12 protein-coding genes are annotated in these 14183 nt (G+C 60.7%); 4 read left to right on the top strand and 8 right to left on the bottom strand.

Translation table 11 applies throughout. The features are described from left to right. Positions 1 to 58: 58 nt before the first annotated feature. The 8 genes from pdxJ to lptF form a co-directional block, all read right to left on the bottom strand. Positions 59 to 802, bottom strand: coding sequence for a pyridoxine 5'-phosphate synthase (pdxJ, locus tag OZ428_RS06635; protein ID WP_133074553.1), 744 nt, complete (start codon positions 800 to 802; stop codon positions 59 to 61). 51 nt (positions 803 to 853) lie between these two features. After that, a complete protein-coding gene (gene recO, locus OZ428_RS06630) occupies positions 854 to 1543 on the bottom strand; it encodes a DNA repair protein RecO (protein ID WP_133074554.1) in 690 nt (229 codons plus the stop codon). A gap of 236 nt (positions 1544 to 1779) precedes the next feature. Further along, positions 1780 to 2682 carry a GTPase Era gene (gene era, locus OZ428_RS06625; RefSeq protein WP_033902448.1) on the bottom strand — a complete coding sequence of 301 codons (903 nt, stop codon included), beginning with the start codon at positions 2680 to 2682 and terminating at the stop codon, positions 1780 to 1782. Beyond that, a complete protein-coding gene (rnc, locus tag OZ428_RS06620) occupies positions 2675 to 3364 on the bottom strand; it encodes a ribonuclease III (protein WP_033902449.1) in 690 nt (229 codons plus the stop codon). Before rnc ends, era begins: the two co-directional genes overlap by 8 nt. 150 nt (positions 3365 to 3514) lie before the next feature. Then, complete coding sequence (gene lepB / locus OZ428_RS06615; protein WP_033902450.1) at positions 3515 to 4369, bottom strand: signal peptidase I; 855 nt, start codon at positions 4367 to 4369, stop codon at positions 3515 to 3517. A 5-nt stretch (positions 4370 to 4374) separates the two neighbouring features. After that, on the bottom strand, positions 4375 to 6174 hold the full coding sequence (lepA, locus tag OZ428_RS06610) for a translation elongation factor 4 (RefSeq protein WP_003210439.1): 1800 nt from the start codon (positions 6172 to 6174) through the stop codon (positions 4375 to 4377). Between the two features lie 151 nt (positions 6175 to 6325). Then, entirely contained in the window at positions 6326 to 7405 is a 1080-nt protein-coding gene (lptG, locus tag OZ428_RS06605) for an LPS export ABC transporter permease LptG (RefSeq protein WP_033902451.1), read from the bottom strand. Further along, positions 7398 to 8516 (bottom strand): LPS export ABC transporter permease LptF, encoded by a 1119-nt coding sequence (gene lptF, locus OZ428_RS06600; protein WP_269132930.1) that lies wholly within the window; start codon positions 8514 to 8516, stop codon positions 7398 to 7400. The genes lptG and lptF overlap by 8 nt, the downstream gene beginning before the upstream one ends. A 283-nt stretch (positions 8517 to 8799) precedes the next feature. Here lptF and OZ428_RS06595 point away from each other — a divergent pair, with 283 nt between their 5' ends. The 4 genes from OZ428_RS06595 (at position 8800) to OZ428_RS06580 (ending at position 14112) form a co-directional block, all read left to right on the top strand. Beyond that, the gene (locus OZ428_RS06595) at positions 8800 to 10290 is read left to right on the top strand and encodes a leucyl aminopeptidase (protein WP_033902452.1); all 1491 of its coding nucleotides are present in this window, start codon (positions 8800 to 8802) and stop codon (positions 10288 to 10290) included. Between the two features lie 54 nt (positions 10291 to 10344). Further along, a complete protein-coding gene (locus tag OZ428_RS06590; RefSeq protein WP_033902453.1) occupies positions 10345 to 10773 on the top strand; it encodes a DNA polymerase III subunit chi in 429 nt (142 codons plus the stop codon). Between the two features lie 7 nt (positions 10774 to 10780). After that, positions 10781 to 11164: a DNA polymerase III subunit chi gene (locus OZ428_RS06585; protein WP_133074555.1), complete on the top strand. Its 384-nt coding sequence runs from the start codon at positions 10781 to 10783 to the stop codon at positions 11162 to 11164. A gap of 101 nt (positions 11165 to 11265) precedes the next feature. Next, positions 11266 to 14112 carry a valine--tRNA ligase gene (locus OZ428_RS06580; RefSeq protein WP_269132929.1) on the top strand — a complete coding sequence of 949 codons (2847 nt, stop codon included), beginning with the start codon at positions 11266 to 11268 and terminating at the stop codon, positions 14110 to 14112. Positions 14113 to 14183 lie beyond the last annotated feature (71 nt).

Below are 14183 nucleotides of genomic sequence, written 5' to 3'. Positions count from 1 at the left end.
GATACGATACACCTGCCCTGGCTAAACAGTAAGGCTTCGCATTGCCGCAGTAGGCGGATCAGGCCTTGGCGGCCGCCAGGATCAGGGCTTTCATCTCGGCCACGGCACCTTTGAAACCGACGAACAGCGCGTGCGCCACCAGCGCATGGCCGATGTTCAGCTCGTTGATACCCTTGATCGCCGCCACGGCTTCGACGTTGTGGTAGTGCAGGCCGTGGCCGGCGTTGACGATCAAGCCTTCATTGAGGCCGCAGCTCACGCCGTCGATGATACGTTGCAGCTCATCGGCCACTTCAGTCGGCGTGGTGGCATCGGCGTAACGGCCGGTGTGCAGTTCAATCGCCGGTGCACCGACACGGCGCGAGGCTTCGATCTGGCGCTCGTCAGCGTCGATGAACAGCGACACTTCGCTGCCGATCTTCGACAGGCGTTCCACGGCGGCCTTGATCCGCGCTTCCTGGCCGGCCACATCGAGGCCGCCTTCGGTGGTCAGTTCCTGGCGAGTTTCCGGCACCAGGCAGATGTGCGCCGGGCGGATGCGTTCGGCGAACTGCATCATTTCCTCGGTGACGCCCATTTCGAAGTTCATGCGGGTTTGCAGCACGTCCTTGAGCACCAGCACGTCACGTTCCTGAATGTGGCGGCGGTCTTCGCGCAGGTGCACGGTGATGCCGTCGGCGCCCGCTTCTTCGGCGTCCAGCGCGGCCTTGACCGGATCAGGGTAACGGGTGCCCCGGGCCTGGCGCAGGGTAGCGACGTGGTCGATGTTGACGCCAAGAAGAATGCGATTGCTGGTGGTCACGGAAGCGCTCCTGAAAAGGGAAAGAAACGCTGCACAGCATACACGGGGTTGTCAGGGCTTTCGAAACAACTCGCGACTGACCAGCGGCCGTCCGCCCAAGTGCACGGCCAGGGCCTGGCGCATCAGGCGCTTGGCGGCAGACAAGGCGCCGGGAGCGGTCCAGTCGGCTTCGCTCATGGCCAGCAGCTCGGTGCCCTGGAACAGGCCCGGTTGCAGCAGGTAGACGCGCTCCAGGCCGGCGTCGACCTGCAGACGGTACATGCCGTCGGCCGCGATGGGGTCGCCGTGCAGGTCATTGGTCAGTTCAAAACCGTAGCCCAGGTCGTCGAGCAGGCGCCATTCGAAGGCGCGCAGGAGTGGTTCCAGAGGGCGCCCTTCGGCCAGGGCGAGCAAGGTGGCAGCGTAGTGATCGAAGACGGCCGGGTGCGGGTCTTCGGCAGGGAGCAGGCGGATCAACAGTTCATTGAGGTAGAGCCCACTGAACAGCGCCTCGCCATTGAGCCAGGCGGAGGTGCCGACGCTTTCCATGCGACCGACGTTCTTCAGCTCGCCCTTGCCGCGAAACTCCACGTCCAGGGCCACGAATGGCCGTGCCAGCGTGCCCGCCTTGCCTCGCGCACTACGCAAGACTGCACGCAGGCGACCTTGGGGCGTGAGGAAGTCCACCAAGGCGCTGGTCTCGCGGTAGGCGCGGCTGTGCAGGACGTAGGCGGGTTGGCTGGGGGGTGGGGATTGGGACATGGGAGTCTCGATGACGGAACGCAAACCATGAAATAGCGAAGAACCACTGTGGTGAGCGGGCTTGCCCCGCGCTGGGCTGCGCAGCGGCCCCATACAAATCACCGCAGTTCTTTCAGGCAGATCTCAGTGGCAGGTTTTGGGGCTGCTTCGCAGCCCAGCGCGGGGCAAGCCCGCTCACCACAAACAGCCTGCTCGCCACAGCAAGCCGCTCCCACATTTTTAGTCCTGCGGTGTTCTTATAGGTCGCCGTAGCCCAGGGAGCGCAATGCACGCTCATCATCGGACCAGCCACCCTTCACCTTCACCCACAGGTTGAGCATGATCTTGGAATCGAACAGCAATTCCATGTCCTTGCGCGCTTCGGTGCCGATACGCTTGATGCGCTCGCCCTTGTCGCCAATGATGATTTTCTTCTGGCCGTCACGTTCGACGAGGATCAGCGCATGGATATGCAAGGTCTTGCCCTGCTGCTTGAACTCTTCAATTTCGACGGTGATCTGGTACGGCAGCTCGGCGCCCATCTGGCGCATGATTTTCTCGCGCACCAGTTCGGCGGCGAGGAAACGGCTGCTGCGGTCGGTGATCTGGTCTTCCGGGAAGAAATGCTCGTTTTCCGGCAGGTGCTCGGCGATCACGCGCTCCAAGGCATCCAGGTTGTGGCCGTGCTGGGCGGAGATCGGGATGATCTGCGCGTTCGGCAGTTGTTCCTGCAACCAGCTCAGGTGCGGCATCAATTCGGCTTTGTCTTCGATGCGGTCGGTCTTGTTCAACGCGACGATCAGCGGGCCGGTGACGTACTGCACACGCTCCAGGACCATCTGGTCTTCGTCGGTCCACTTGGTGCGGTCAACCACGAAGATCACCACGTCGACGTCTTTCAACGCCGCCGAAGCGGTCTTGTTCATGTAGCGGTTCAGGGCTTTCTCGCCACCTTTGTGCATGCCTGGGGTGTCGACGTAGACCGCTTGCACGGTGCCTTCGGTCTTGATGCCCAGCATGTTGTGGCGGGTGGTCTGCGGCTTGCGCGAGGTGATCGCCAGCTTCTGGCCGAGGATGTGGTTCAGCAGCGTGGACTTGCCCACGTTCGGGCGGCCGACGATGGCAACATAGCCACAGCGTGTTGCGGTTGAATCAGTCATGGCCATTCTCCACGCCCAGGGCAATCAGTGCTGCAGCGGCCGCTACCTGTTCGGCAATGCGACGGCTCACACCCTGACCTCGGCTTTTTTCGTTCAGTAAGGTGATTTCACATTCCACGAAGAACACGCGGCAATGGGGCTCACCCTGGATATCCACCACTTCGTAGCGTGGCAGTTCGCAACCACGGGACTGCAGGAATTCCTGCAGGCGGGTCTTGGGGTCTTTGTTGGTGTCGACCAGCGTGAGGCTTTCGATCTCGGAGGTCAGCCACGCGGTGACGCGCTCCTTGGCTGCTTCCATGCCTGCATCGAGGTAGATGGCACCGATCAGCGCTTCGAGGGCGTCGGCCAGGATCGACTCACGGCGGAAACCACCGCTCTTCAGTTCACCGGACCCCAGGCGCAGGTACTCGCCCAGGCCGAAGCCACGGGCCAGCACCGCCAGGGTCTCGCCCTTCACCAGGCGTGCGCGCAGGCGCGAAAGCTGGCCTTCACGGGCTTGGGGGAAGCGTTCGAACAGCGCTTCACCGGCGACGAAATTGAGGATGGCATCACCGAGGAATTCCAGGCGCTCGTTGTTGCGCCCTGCAAAGCTGCGGTGTGTGAGGGCAAGGACCATCAATTCCTGGTCCTTGAAGGTGTAGCCGAGCTGACGCTCGAGACGACTTAGAGAAACGGTCACGGTTTACCCATATCTGTTTGGTGGCACCGGCGGCCATCGACGATTGACGCAGTGTTCAAATTCAAATCCTGGTTGGTACAGCATGAGGCAGGACAGATTTGTCCCCACCCCAGAAAAGCATTCGGCGCTGTGTTCACAGCGCCGCCTGTATTACTTGATCAGCCCGACCCGCGAGAAGTTCGGCAGGTGGCTGAGTTTGGGTTCCGGCCAGCTCATCCAGACCGCGAAGGCCTTGCCGACGATATTCTGGTCGGGAACCATGCCCAGCAGGTCCTTGGGAATGTTGGGGTCATCCCAGTACCGGCTGTCATTGGAATTGTCGCGGTTGTCGCCCATCATGAAGTAGTGCCCGGCCGGCACTGTCCACTGGCCGTCAGGCTGGGCACGGTAGCGGCTCATTTCCTTGCGGATTTCGTGCTCTACCGTGCCGAGTTTTTCCTGGTACAACTCGGCGCTGCCCAAACTGTTCGGCTCGGAGCCGATCAGTTTCTCGGCCACCGACTCACCGTTGATGAACAGGCGCTTGTCGCTGGTGTAGCGGATCACGTCGCCCGGCAGGCCAACCACACGCTTGATGTAGTTGACGTTCGGGTCGCTCGGGTAGCGGAACACCATCACATCGCCGCGCTGCGGGTCACCGACTTCGATGACCTTCTTGTCGATCACCGGCAAGCGGATCCCGTAGGAAAACTTGTTCACCAGGATAAAGTCGCCCACGTCCAGGGTAGGTTTCATCGACCCCGACGGGATCTGAAACGGCTCTACCAGGAACGAACGCAGCACCAGCACGATGAACAACACCGGGAAGAACGACTTGCCGTATTCAACCAGCAAAGGCTCTTTGTTCAGCTTCTCGATCACCACGCCATCGGGCTGGCTGACGCTGCCCTGATAGGACGCGATAGCCGCCCGCCGACGCGGGGCGAAGAACACCAGATCGAGCAACGCCAAGAGACCGCAAACGGCAACGGCGATGACCAGCAACAGCGGGAAATTTAGCGACATAGGACCTAACTATCCAACCTGAGCACCGCAAGGAAGGCTTCTTGTGGAATTTCCACGTTACCTACTTGCTTCATGCGTTTTTTACCGGCCTTTTGCTTCTCAAGCAGCTTGCGCTTACGGCTTACGTCACCGCCGTAGCATTTGGCCAGTACGTTCTTTCTGAGTGCCTTGACGGAGGTCCGTGCAATGATCTGCCCGCCAATGGCGGCCTGGATCGCGACGTCGAACATCTGGCGCGGAATCAGTTCTTTCATCTTCTCGGTCAACTGGCGACCTTTGTAGTGCGCGTTGTCCTTGTGCACGATGAGTGCCAGGGCATCGACCTTGTCGCCGTTGATCAGCACATCCAGTTTCACCAGATTAGCCGATTGGTAACGGTCGAAATGGTAATCCAGCGAAGCATAGCCGCGACTGGTGGATTTGAGACGGTCGAAGAAGTCCAGCACCACTTCGTTCATCGGCAAATCGTAGGTCACTTGCACCTGGGTACCGAGGAACAGCATGTCGTGCTGTACGCCACGCTTTTCGATACACAGCGTAATGACGTTGCCCAGGTGTTCCTGCGGCACAAGAATATTGGCGCGCACGATCGGTTCGCGCATGTCTTCGATGGAAGACAGGTCTGGAAGCTTGGACGGGTTGTCGACGTAAATCGTTTCACCGGTTTTCAGCGCCAACTCGAAAATAACCGTCGGCGCGGTGGTGATCAGGTCCAGGTCGTATTCGCGCTCGAGGCGCTCCTGGATGATCTCCATGTGCAGCATGCCGAGGAAGCCGCAACGGAAGCCGAAGCCCAGGGCGTCGGAGCTTTCCGGGGTGTACTGCAACGACGAGTCGTTGAGGGTCAGTTTTTGCAGGGCTTCACGGAAGTCTTCGAAGTCGTCGGAGCTGACCGGGAACAGGCCGGCGTAGACTTGCGGCTGGATGCGCTTGAAGCCCGGCAGCACGTCGACGTCAGGGGTGGAGCTCAAGGTCAGGGTGTCACCGACTGGCGCACCGTGGATGTCCTTGATTCCGGCAATGATGAAGCCTACTTCGCCGGCTTTCAGATCAGTGGTAGCGGTGTGCTTTGGGTTGAAGACACCGACGCTGTCCACCAGGTGGATCTTGCCGGTGGACTTGACCAGGATCTTGTCGCCTTTCTTCACACGGCCATGGCGCACGCGGACCAGGGAAACAACGCCCAGGTAGTTGTCGAACCAGGAGTCGATGATCAACGCTTGCAGCGGATCTTCGTAGTTGCCGGTTGGCGCAGGAATGGTCTTGACCAGGCGCTCGAGCACTTCGTCGACGCCCAGGCCGGTCTTGGCGCTGCACTCGACGGCGTCGGTGGCGTCAATGCCGATGATTTTCTCGATTTCTTCTTTGACGCGGTCCGGATCGGCTTGTGGCAAGTCGATCTTGTTCAGCACCGGCATCACTTCCAGGCCCTGCTCGATGGCCGTGTAGCAGTTGGCGACGGACTGGGCTTCAACGCCCTGGCCCGCGTCCACCACCAGCAACGCACCTTCACAGGCAGCCAGCGAGCGGCTGACTTCGTAGGTGAAGTCAACGTGGCCAGGGGTGTCAATGAAGTTCAGCTGGTACTTGATACCGTCTTTGGCGGTGTAGTACAGGGTGACGCTGTGGGCCTTGATGGTGATCCCGCGCTCGCGTTCGAGGTCCATGGAGTCCAGGACCTGGGCTTCCATTTCACGCTCGGCAAGGCCGCCGCACATCTGGATGAATCGATCGGCCAGCGTCGACTTACCATGGTCAATGTGGGCGATGATGGAGAAATTGCGGATATGACTCAAATCACTCACGGATCAACACTCAAAAAGGCTGCAGGCAGATTGCCCGCTGAAAAATAGCCGGGAATTGTACCTGATGCTCAGGCCAGACGTCATCTTTGCTGACCAGAACAAAAATGCCCCGATCTCTCGACCGGGGCATTTTTTGTTCATAAGCGCGCAATCAACCGGCCCGGCGCAGTAGCCAGAAGCCGGCCAGGGCACAGATGGCCGTGGGCACCAGCACCGCAAACAGCGGCGAGAAGCCGAACACCAGGCTCGACGGGCCGAGCAGGTCCTGGGCGATGCGGAAGGTGAAGCCCACCAGCACGCCGGTGAATACGCGCTGACCCAGGGTCACGGAACGCAATGGGCCAAAGATGAAGGAAATCGCCATCAGCACCAACGCGGCCGTCACCACCGGTTGCAACACCTTGACCCAAAATGCCAGCCAGTAGCGGCCGTTGTTCAGGCCCTGGTCCTTCAAGTAGTGGATGTAACCCCACAGCCCGGAGATCGGCAGGCTTTCCGGGATCATCACCACGGTATTGAGCAATTGCGGCTTAAGGGCGATGTCCCACTCTTCGCTCGGCACATTGATCACTTCGGTGCTGGCGTTGGAGCCTTTGTCGATGTTGCGGAAATACGTAGTGGTAATGTCGCTCAGCTGCCACTTTTCGCCACTGTATTGCGCACGTTTGGCGAAACTCGACGACAGCAGATGGCGTTCTTTGTCAAAGGTGTAACGCGTCACACCAATCAACAGGCCACCCGGCTGCACGGCGTTGATGTGGATGAATTCATCGCCCTGGCGGTGCCACAGGCCGTGCTTGGAGCTTTGTGCGTCGCCCGAACCCTGGGCCAGGGCACGATTGGCCTGGGCCGTGGTTTCGGCCGGCGGCGCCACGTATTCACCGATCAGCACGCTGCACGCCATCAGCAGCAGCATGGGCTTCATGACCGCCCAGACGATACGACCGATGGACACGCCAGCGGCGCGCATGATGGTCAGTTCGCTGTTGCTGGCCAGGCTGCCCAGGCCGATCAGGCAGCCGATCAGAGCAGCCATCGGCATCATGTCGTAGAGGCGGCGCGGCGCGGTGAGGGCCACGTAGCTCAGCACGTCCCAGACGGTGTAGGTGTCGGTGACGTTACCCACTTCATCGATGAAGGCGAACAACGACGCCAAGCCGAGGATGATGCCCAACACCGCCAGAATGGCGATCAGTACGCTGCTACCAATGTAGCGATCGAGCTTAGCCACGAGCCAACTCCTTCTGGCCACGACGGCTCATCATTTTCAAACGGATCGGTTCCCAATAGAGCAGGCCCAGGCCAATCACCAGGAAGATCCCGTGCACCCACCACAGGCCCAGGGTTGGCGACAGCTTGCCCTTCTCCAGGGAACCACGGGCGGAAATCAGGATGGTGAGATAAGCCATGTACAGCAGGATCGCCGGCAACAGCTTGAGGAAGCGGCCCTGACGCGGGTTGACGCGCGACAGCGGCACCGCCATCAAGGTCACGATAAACACCAGCAGCGGCAGGGAAATCCGCCATTGCAGCTCGGCAATCGAGCGCAGCTCCTTGCTGCCGAACAGCTCGGTGGTCGGGATGGCGTCGCGGTCGGTGACTTCGTCTCTGATATCCGGACGGGCCAGCATCACGCCATAGGTGTCGTATTTGATCGCACGGTAATCGGCCATGCCCGGGCTGCCATCGTAGCGATAGCCATTTTCCAGGATCAGGTAGCGACTGCCGTCAGGACGCACTTCCTGGCGACCGGAATCGGCCACCAACACGGAAATGCCCCGGTCCTTCTTGTCCTGGCCCAGGCGCTTCTCGGAGATGAACACGCCGCCCAGGTTGGCGCGATCGTCGGTCAGGGTTTCGGTGTAGGTCACCCGTGAACCGTCATTGAGCGCCTGGAAGCGGCCCGGCTCGAGGGTGTCGAACTCGGTCATCGCGTCCTGTTTATTCAGTACCAGTTGGAACTGCATGGCGCCCTGGGGGGCCAGGCTCAGGCTCAACCAGGCGACGATCAGCGCGACGCCGGCGGCCGGGATCATGGTCATGCCCAACAGGCGCTGTTGGCTCATGCCGGTGGCCGAGAGCACGGTCATTTCGCTTTCGAGGTACAGCCGGCCGTAGGCCAGCAGGATCCCGAGGAACAGGCCGAGCGGCAGGATCAACTGCAGGAAGCCCGGCAGGCGAAAGCCCATGATCAGGAACAGCGAGCCCGGATCCAGTGCGCCGGAGGCAGCCTGGGCCAGGTATTTGACGAAACGACCACTCATGATGATGACCAGCAACACCGCACTCACGGCACTCAGGGTCAACAGGACTTCGCGGGACAGATAACGGAAGACGATCAAACCAGACACTCCAGGGTTGTCAGGCTAAGGCGGCCAAACAAGCAAGCATACCGAGTCAGCCCGCTTGCACGGGCCGGCTAAAAAGATGGCGCATTATCCTGTGATTGACCGCGCCTGTCACGGAGCTTGCTCATGCACGAGCACAAAGCGGGTGACAAGGGTTGTCAGGCTCCGCTGGCGAGGTTCAAACTGCGGCCTTTGTCGCCGGCGGTTTACACAGCTGCCTGGTATTAAAGCCGGAGTACAGACTCCTGGCTAACCGACCTTTATAAGGGACCCGAAAATGGAATTGGTTGTAAAAAGCGTTAGCCCCGAAACGTTGAAAACCGCCACCCTCGTGGTCGCCATCGGCGAAGGCCGCAAGCTCGGCGTAGCCGCCAAGCAACTCGACGAACTCAGCGGCGGCGCCATCAGCGCAGTGCTCAAGCGCGGCGACCTGGCCGGCAAAGTCGGCCAGAGCCTACTGTTGCAGAGCCTGCCCAACCTGAAAGCCGACCGCGTATTGCTGGTAGGCGTGGGCAAGGACGCTGAACTGGGCGACCGTCCGTTCCGCAAAATCGTCAGCGGCATCCTCACCACCCTCAAGGGCCTGGGCGGCACTGACGCCGCGCTGGCACTCGATGAAGTCGTGGTCAAAGGCCGTGACAGCTACGGCAAGACCCGCCTGCTGGCCGAGAGCCTGGTGGACGGCGGCTACCTTTTCGACCAGTTCAAGAGCACCAAGGCCGAACCCCGCGCCCTGAAGAAAATCACCCTGCTGACCATCAAGGCCGCCCAGGCTGAAGTTGAGCGCGCCGTAACCCACGCGACCGCCATCGCCAACGGCATGTCGTTTACCCGTGACCTGGGCAACCTGCCGCCGAACATCTGCCACCCGACGTTCCTCGGCGAACAAGCCAAGGCGCTGGGCAAAGAGTTCAAGGGCCTGAAGGTCGAAGTGCTGGACGAGAAGAAGATCAAGGAACTGGGCATGGGCTCGTTCTATGCCGTGGGCCAGGGCAGCGACCAGCCGCCACGCCTGATCGTGATGCAATACAACGGCGGCAAGAAGTCCGAGAAGCCTTACGCCCTGGTCGGCAAAGGCATCACCTTTGACACCGGCGGCATCAGCCTCAAGCCGGGCTTGGGCATGGACGAAATGAAGTACGACATGGGCGGCGCCGCCAGCGTGTTCGGCACCCTGCGCGCCGTGCTGGAACTCAAGCTGCCGATCAACCTGGTGTGCATCCTGGCGTGCGCCGAGAACATGCCGAGCGGCGGCGCGACCCGTCCTGGCGACATCGTCACTACCCTGAGCGGCCAGACCGTCGAAATCCTCAACACCGACGCCGAAGGCCGCCTGGTGCTGTGCGATGCCCTGACCTACGCCGAGCGTTTCAAGCCACAGGCGGTGATCGACATCGCGACCCTGACCGGCGCCTGCATCGTCGCCCTGGGTTCGCACACGTCGGGCCTGCTGGGCAACAGCGATGAGCTGATCGAGCAACTGCTCAGCGCCGGTAAAGCTGCCGACGACCGAGCCTGGCAACTGCCGCTGTTCGATGAGTACCAAGAGCAGCTGGACAGCCCGTTCGCCGACATCGCCAACATCGGCGGCCCGAAAGCCGGCACCATCACTGCGGCCTGCTTCCTGTCGCGCTTTGCCAAGAACTTCAACTGGGCACACCTGGACATCGCCGGCACGGCCTGGACCAGTGGCGGCAAGGACAAGGGCGCAACCGGCCGTCCAGTTCCCCTGCTGACCCAGTACCTGCTGGATCGGGCCAAGGCCTGAAACTGAAGACGCCGGGGTGGTGATTGTCTCACCGCCCCGGCCTCAGGAACCGCAATGACCCAAGTCGACTTCTATATATTGCCCAGCGCCGACCCGCTCGCGCGCCTGGACTTTGCCTGCAAACTCACCGAAAAAGCCTGGCGCATGGGCCACCGCATCTACCTGCATTGCAGCGATGCCGCCCAACGCGACGAGCTGGATGCCCGACTGTGGCGCTTCAAGGGCGAAAGTTTCGTGCCTCACGGCCCCGCCGAGTCCGAACCCGACGGCCTGGTTGTCCTGGGTTTAGGCGACAGTTGTGGCGATCACCAGGACCTGCTGGTCAACCTGGACCTGAAAGTACCGCCGTTCGCCAAGGCCTTCGCCCGTGTGGCGGAAGTGGTGGTGGAAGACCCGGCGATTCGTCAGGCCGCGCGGGAGAGTTTCCGTTTCTACCGCGAACAGGGCTATCCTCTGCAAGATCACCGGCTACAACGACTTTGAGTACATGATGGACAATCCCAACCCTATAAAAAAAGACGACCACCTGCTGGACGACCTGGAGTCGATCCGTCAGTTGCTCGGTGATGATGACTTGCAACCGCCGCTGTTGACCGAGACGGTCGAGGGCGAGGTACAGATTCCGCTGTTGTTCGACATGGTCGGCGGCAAACCCGTCGCGCCGGAGCCGGTTGCGGTAGCCCCCACCGTCGAACCTGCCGCTGCTGAAAAAGGGCCAGACGCCTTGCTGCTGCATCTGGACAACGAACTGCGCGCAGCCGCGCAGTTGATCATGCAAGACGTGATCGACGACTTTGCCCCGCATATCGAGACCGAGATCAAGCGTCGGCTGGATGCGCGGATGGAGCGGTTGTTGAGCCAATACCAGTCATAAGTCCTATCAGGAGCGATTTTGCTCGCTCCTACCCCTCTCCCCTATCCCCCGTTATACTTGCCGGCTTTCCTGAATAAATGCCAACTAGGGTCCCGCCGCGCATGGATAAGACCTACCAGCCGCACGCCATCGAAACTTCCTGGTACAACACCTGGGAATCCGAGAATTATTTCGCCCCGCAAGGCGCGGGCGATTCCTACACCATCATGATTCCGCCACCGAACGTCACTGGCAGCCTGCACATGGGCCATGGCTTCAATAATGCGATCATGGATGCGTTGATCCGTTTCCGCCGCATGCAGGGCCGCAACACTCTGTGGCAACCGGGTACCGACCACGCCGGTATCGCCACCCAGATGCTGGTGGAACGCCAACTCGAAGCCACCGGCCAGAGCCGTCATGACCTGGGCCGCGAGAAATTCCTGGAAAAGATCTGGGAATGGAAAGACCAGTCCGGCGGTAACATCAGCCGTCAGATCCGGCGCCTGGGCTCGTCCGTTGACTGGAGCCGCGAGCGCTTCACCATGGACGACGGTCTGTCGGAAGCCGTGAAAGAAGCCTTCGTGCGCCTGCATGAAGACGGCCTGATCTACCGCGGCAAGCGCCTGGTCAACTGGGACACCAAGCTGCACACTGCAATTTCCGACCTCGAAGTGGAAAACCACGACGAGAAAGGTTTCCTGTGGAACCTCAAGTACCCGCTGGCCGATGGCGCCAAGACCGCTGAAGGCAACGACTACCTGATCGTCGCCACCACCCGTCCGGAAACCATGCTCGGCGATGCCGCTGTCGCGGTTAACCCGAACGACGAGCGCTACCAGGCGCTGATTGGCAAGTTCGTCGAGCTGCCATTGGTCGGCCGCCGCATCCCGATTATCGCGGACGACTACTGCGACCCTGAATTCGGCACCGGCTGCGTGAAAATCACCCCGGCCCACGATTTCAACGACTATGAAGTCGGCAAGCGCCACAACCTGCCGCTGCTGAATATCTTCGACAAAAACGCCGCCGTACTGCCAGCCTGCCAGGTGTTTAACCTGGACGGCACGCTGAACGAGAGCATCGACGGCAAGATCCCGGCTGAATACGCCGGCCTTGACCGTTTCGAAGCACGCAAGCAGATCGTGGCCGCCTTCGACGCTGCCGGTTTGCTGGTGAGCGTTGACGACCACGGCCTGAAGGTGCCGAAGGGCGACCGCTCCGGCACCGTGATCGAGCCGTGGTTGACCGACCAATGGTACGTGTCCACCAAGCCGTTGGCAGAACCTGCCATCGCCGCCGTGGAAGATGGCCGCATCCAATTCGTGCCGAAACAGTACGAAAACATGTATTTCTCGTGGATGCGTGACATCCAGGATTGGTGCATCAGCCGTCAGCTGTGGTGGGGCCACCGCATTCCGGCCTGGTACGACGAGTCGGGCAAGGTCTATGTAGGCCGCGACGAAGCCGAAGTGCGCGCCAAGCACAACCTCGGTGCCGACGTTGCGCTGCAACAGGACAACGACGTACTGGATACCTGGTTCAGCTCGGGCCTGTGGACCTTCTCCACCCTGGGCTGGCCGCAGCAGACCGAATTCCTGAAGAAATTCCACTCCACCGACGTGCTGGTCACCGGCTTCGACATCATTTTCTTCTGGGTTGCCCGGATGATCATGCTGACCATGCACTTGGTGAAGAACGAGGATGGCACGCCGCAAGTACCGTTCAAGACCGTGTACGTGCACGGTCTGGTGCGTGATGGCCAGGGCCAGAAAATGTCCAAGTCCAAGGGCAACGTCCTGGACCCACTGGACATCATCGACGGCATCGACCTGGAAACCCTGGTGCAAAAACGCACCTCGGGCCTGATGCAGCCAAAACTGGCGAAGAAGATCGAGAAGCAGACCCGCGACGAATTCGCCGATGGCATTGCCAGCTACGGCACCGACGCCCTGCGCTTCACCTTCTGCTCGCTGGCGTCCACCGGTCGCGACATCAAGTTCGACATGGGCCGCGTCGAAGGCTATCGCAACTTCTGCAACAAGATCTGGAACGCGGCGCGCTACGTGCTGGACAAGGGCGAAGACTGCGGCCAGAACGGCGAAGCTTTCGAACTGAGCCTGGCCGACCGCTGGATCATTTCGCAGTTGCAACGCACCGAAGCCGAAGTGACCCGCCAACTCGACCAGTTCCGTTTCGACCTGGCCGCACAGGCTTTGTATGAGTTCATCTGGAACCAGTATTGCGACTGGTACCTGGAACTGTCCAAGCCCGTGCTTTGGGACGAAAATTCGCCAATCGAACGCCAGCGCGGCACTCGTCGCACCCTGGTGCGCGTACTGGAAGTGGCGCTGCGTCTGGCGCACCCGTTCATGCCATTCATCACCGAAGAAATCTGGCAGCGCATCGCGCCGCTGGCCGGTATCGAAGGCAAGACCATCATGCTTCAACCTTGGCCGGTGGCCAACGAAGCACGCATTGATGAGGCCGCCGAAAGCGATATCGAATGGCTCAAGACCCTGATGATGGGCACGCGTAACATTCGTGCCGAGATGAACATCGGGCCGGGTAAGCCATTGGCGGTGTTTGTGAAGAACGCCAGCGCTGAAGACCAGCGTCGTCTTACCGAGAACGATGCGCTGCTCAAGAAGTTGGCGAAGCTGGAGTCGATCACCGTATTGGCGCCCGGCGCAGAAGCACCGCTGTCCGCCACCGCACTGGTTGGCGAAATGGAAGTGCTGGTGCCGATGGCCGGCTTGATCGACAAAGATGCCGAACTGGCGCGTCTCGACAAGGAAATCGGCCGCCTGCAAGGCGAAGTGCAACGCGTGGGCGGCAAGCTGTCCAACGCGGCCTTCGTCGACAAGGCACCGGCTGAAGTGATCGAGAAAGAACGTGCCAAGCTGGCCGAGGCTGAACAGGCCCTGGGCAAGCTGGCAGAGCAACATGCGCGGATTTCCAGCCTGTAAGGTGTAAACCGTGTGAAAAAAGAGACCTTCGGGTCTCTTTTTTTATGCCTGCCGTAAGTCGCCGGAGAATG

The organism is Pseudomonas sp. GXZC, assembly GCF_026967615.1.
GTDB lineage: Bacteria > Pseudomonadota > Gammaproteobacteria > Pseudomonadales > Pseudomonadaceae > Aquipseudomonas > Aquipseudomonas azotoformans_A.
The sequence above is the reverse complement of the archived record's forward strand: the minus strand, read 5'-3'. Positions and strand labels throughout refer to the sequence as shown.

What these genes read in the sequence shown, in the direction of transcription:
- era (WP_033902448.1), bottom strand. Translation starts at nt 2,682, where the DNA reads ATGACTGATTCAACCGCAACACGCTGTGGCTATGTTGCCATCGTCGGC.
- OZ428_RS06590 (WP_033902453.1), top strand. Translation starts at nt 10,345, where the DNA reads ATGACCCAAGTCGACTTCTATATATTGCCCAGCGCCGACCCGCTCGCG.
- lepB (WP_033902450.1), bottom strand. Translation starts at nt 4,369, where the DNA reads ATGTCGCTAAATTTCCCGCTGTTGCTGGTCATCGCCGTTGCCGTTTGC.
- recO (WP_133074554.1), bottom strand. Translation starts at nt 1,543, where the DNA reads ATGTCCCAATCCCCACCCCCCAGCCAACCCGCCTACGTCCTGCACAGC.
- OZ428_RS06595 (WP_033902452.1), top strand. Translation starts at nt 8,800, where the DNA reads ATGGAATTGGTTGTAAAAAGCGTTAGCCCCGAAACGTTGAAAACCGCC.
- OZ428_RS06580 (WP_269132929.1), top strand. Translation starts at nt 11,266, where the DNA reads ATGGATAAGACCTACCAGCCGCACGCCATCGAAACTTCCTGGTACAAC.
- OZ428_RS06585 (WP_133074555.1), top strand. Translation starts at nt 10,781, where the DNA reads ATGGACAATCCCAACCCTATAAAAAAAGACGACCACCTGCTGGACGAC.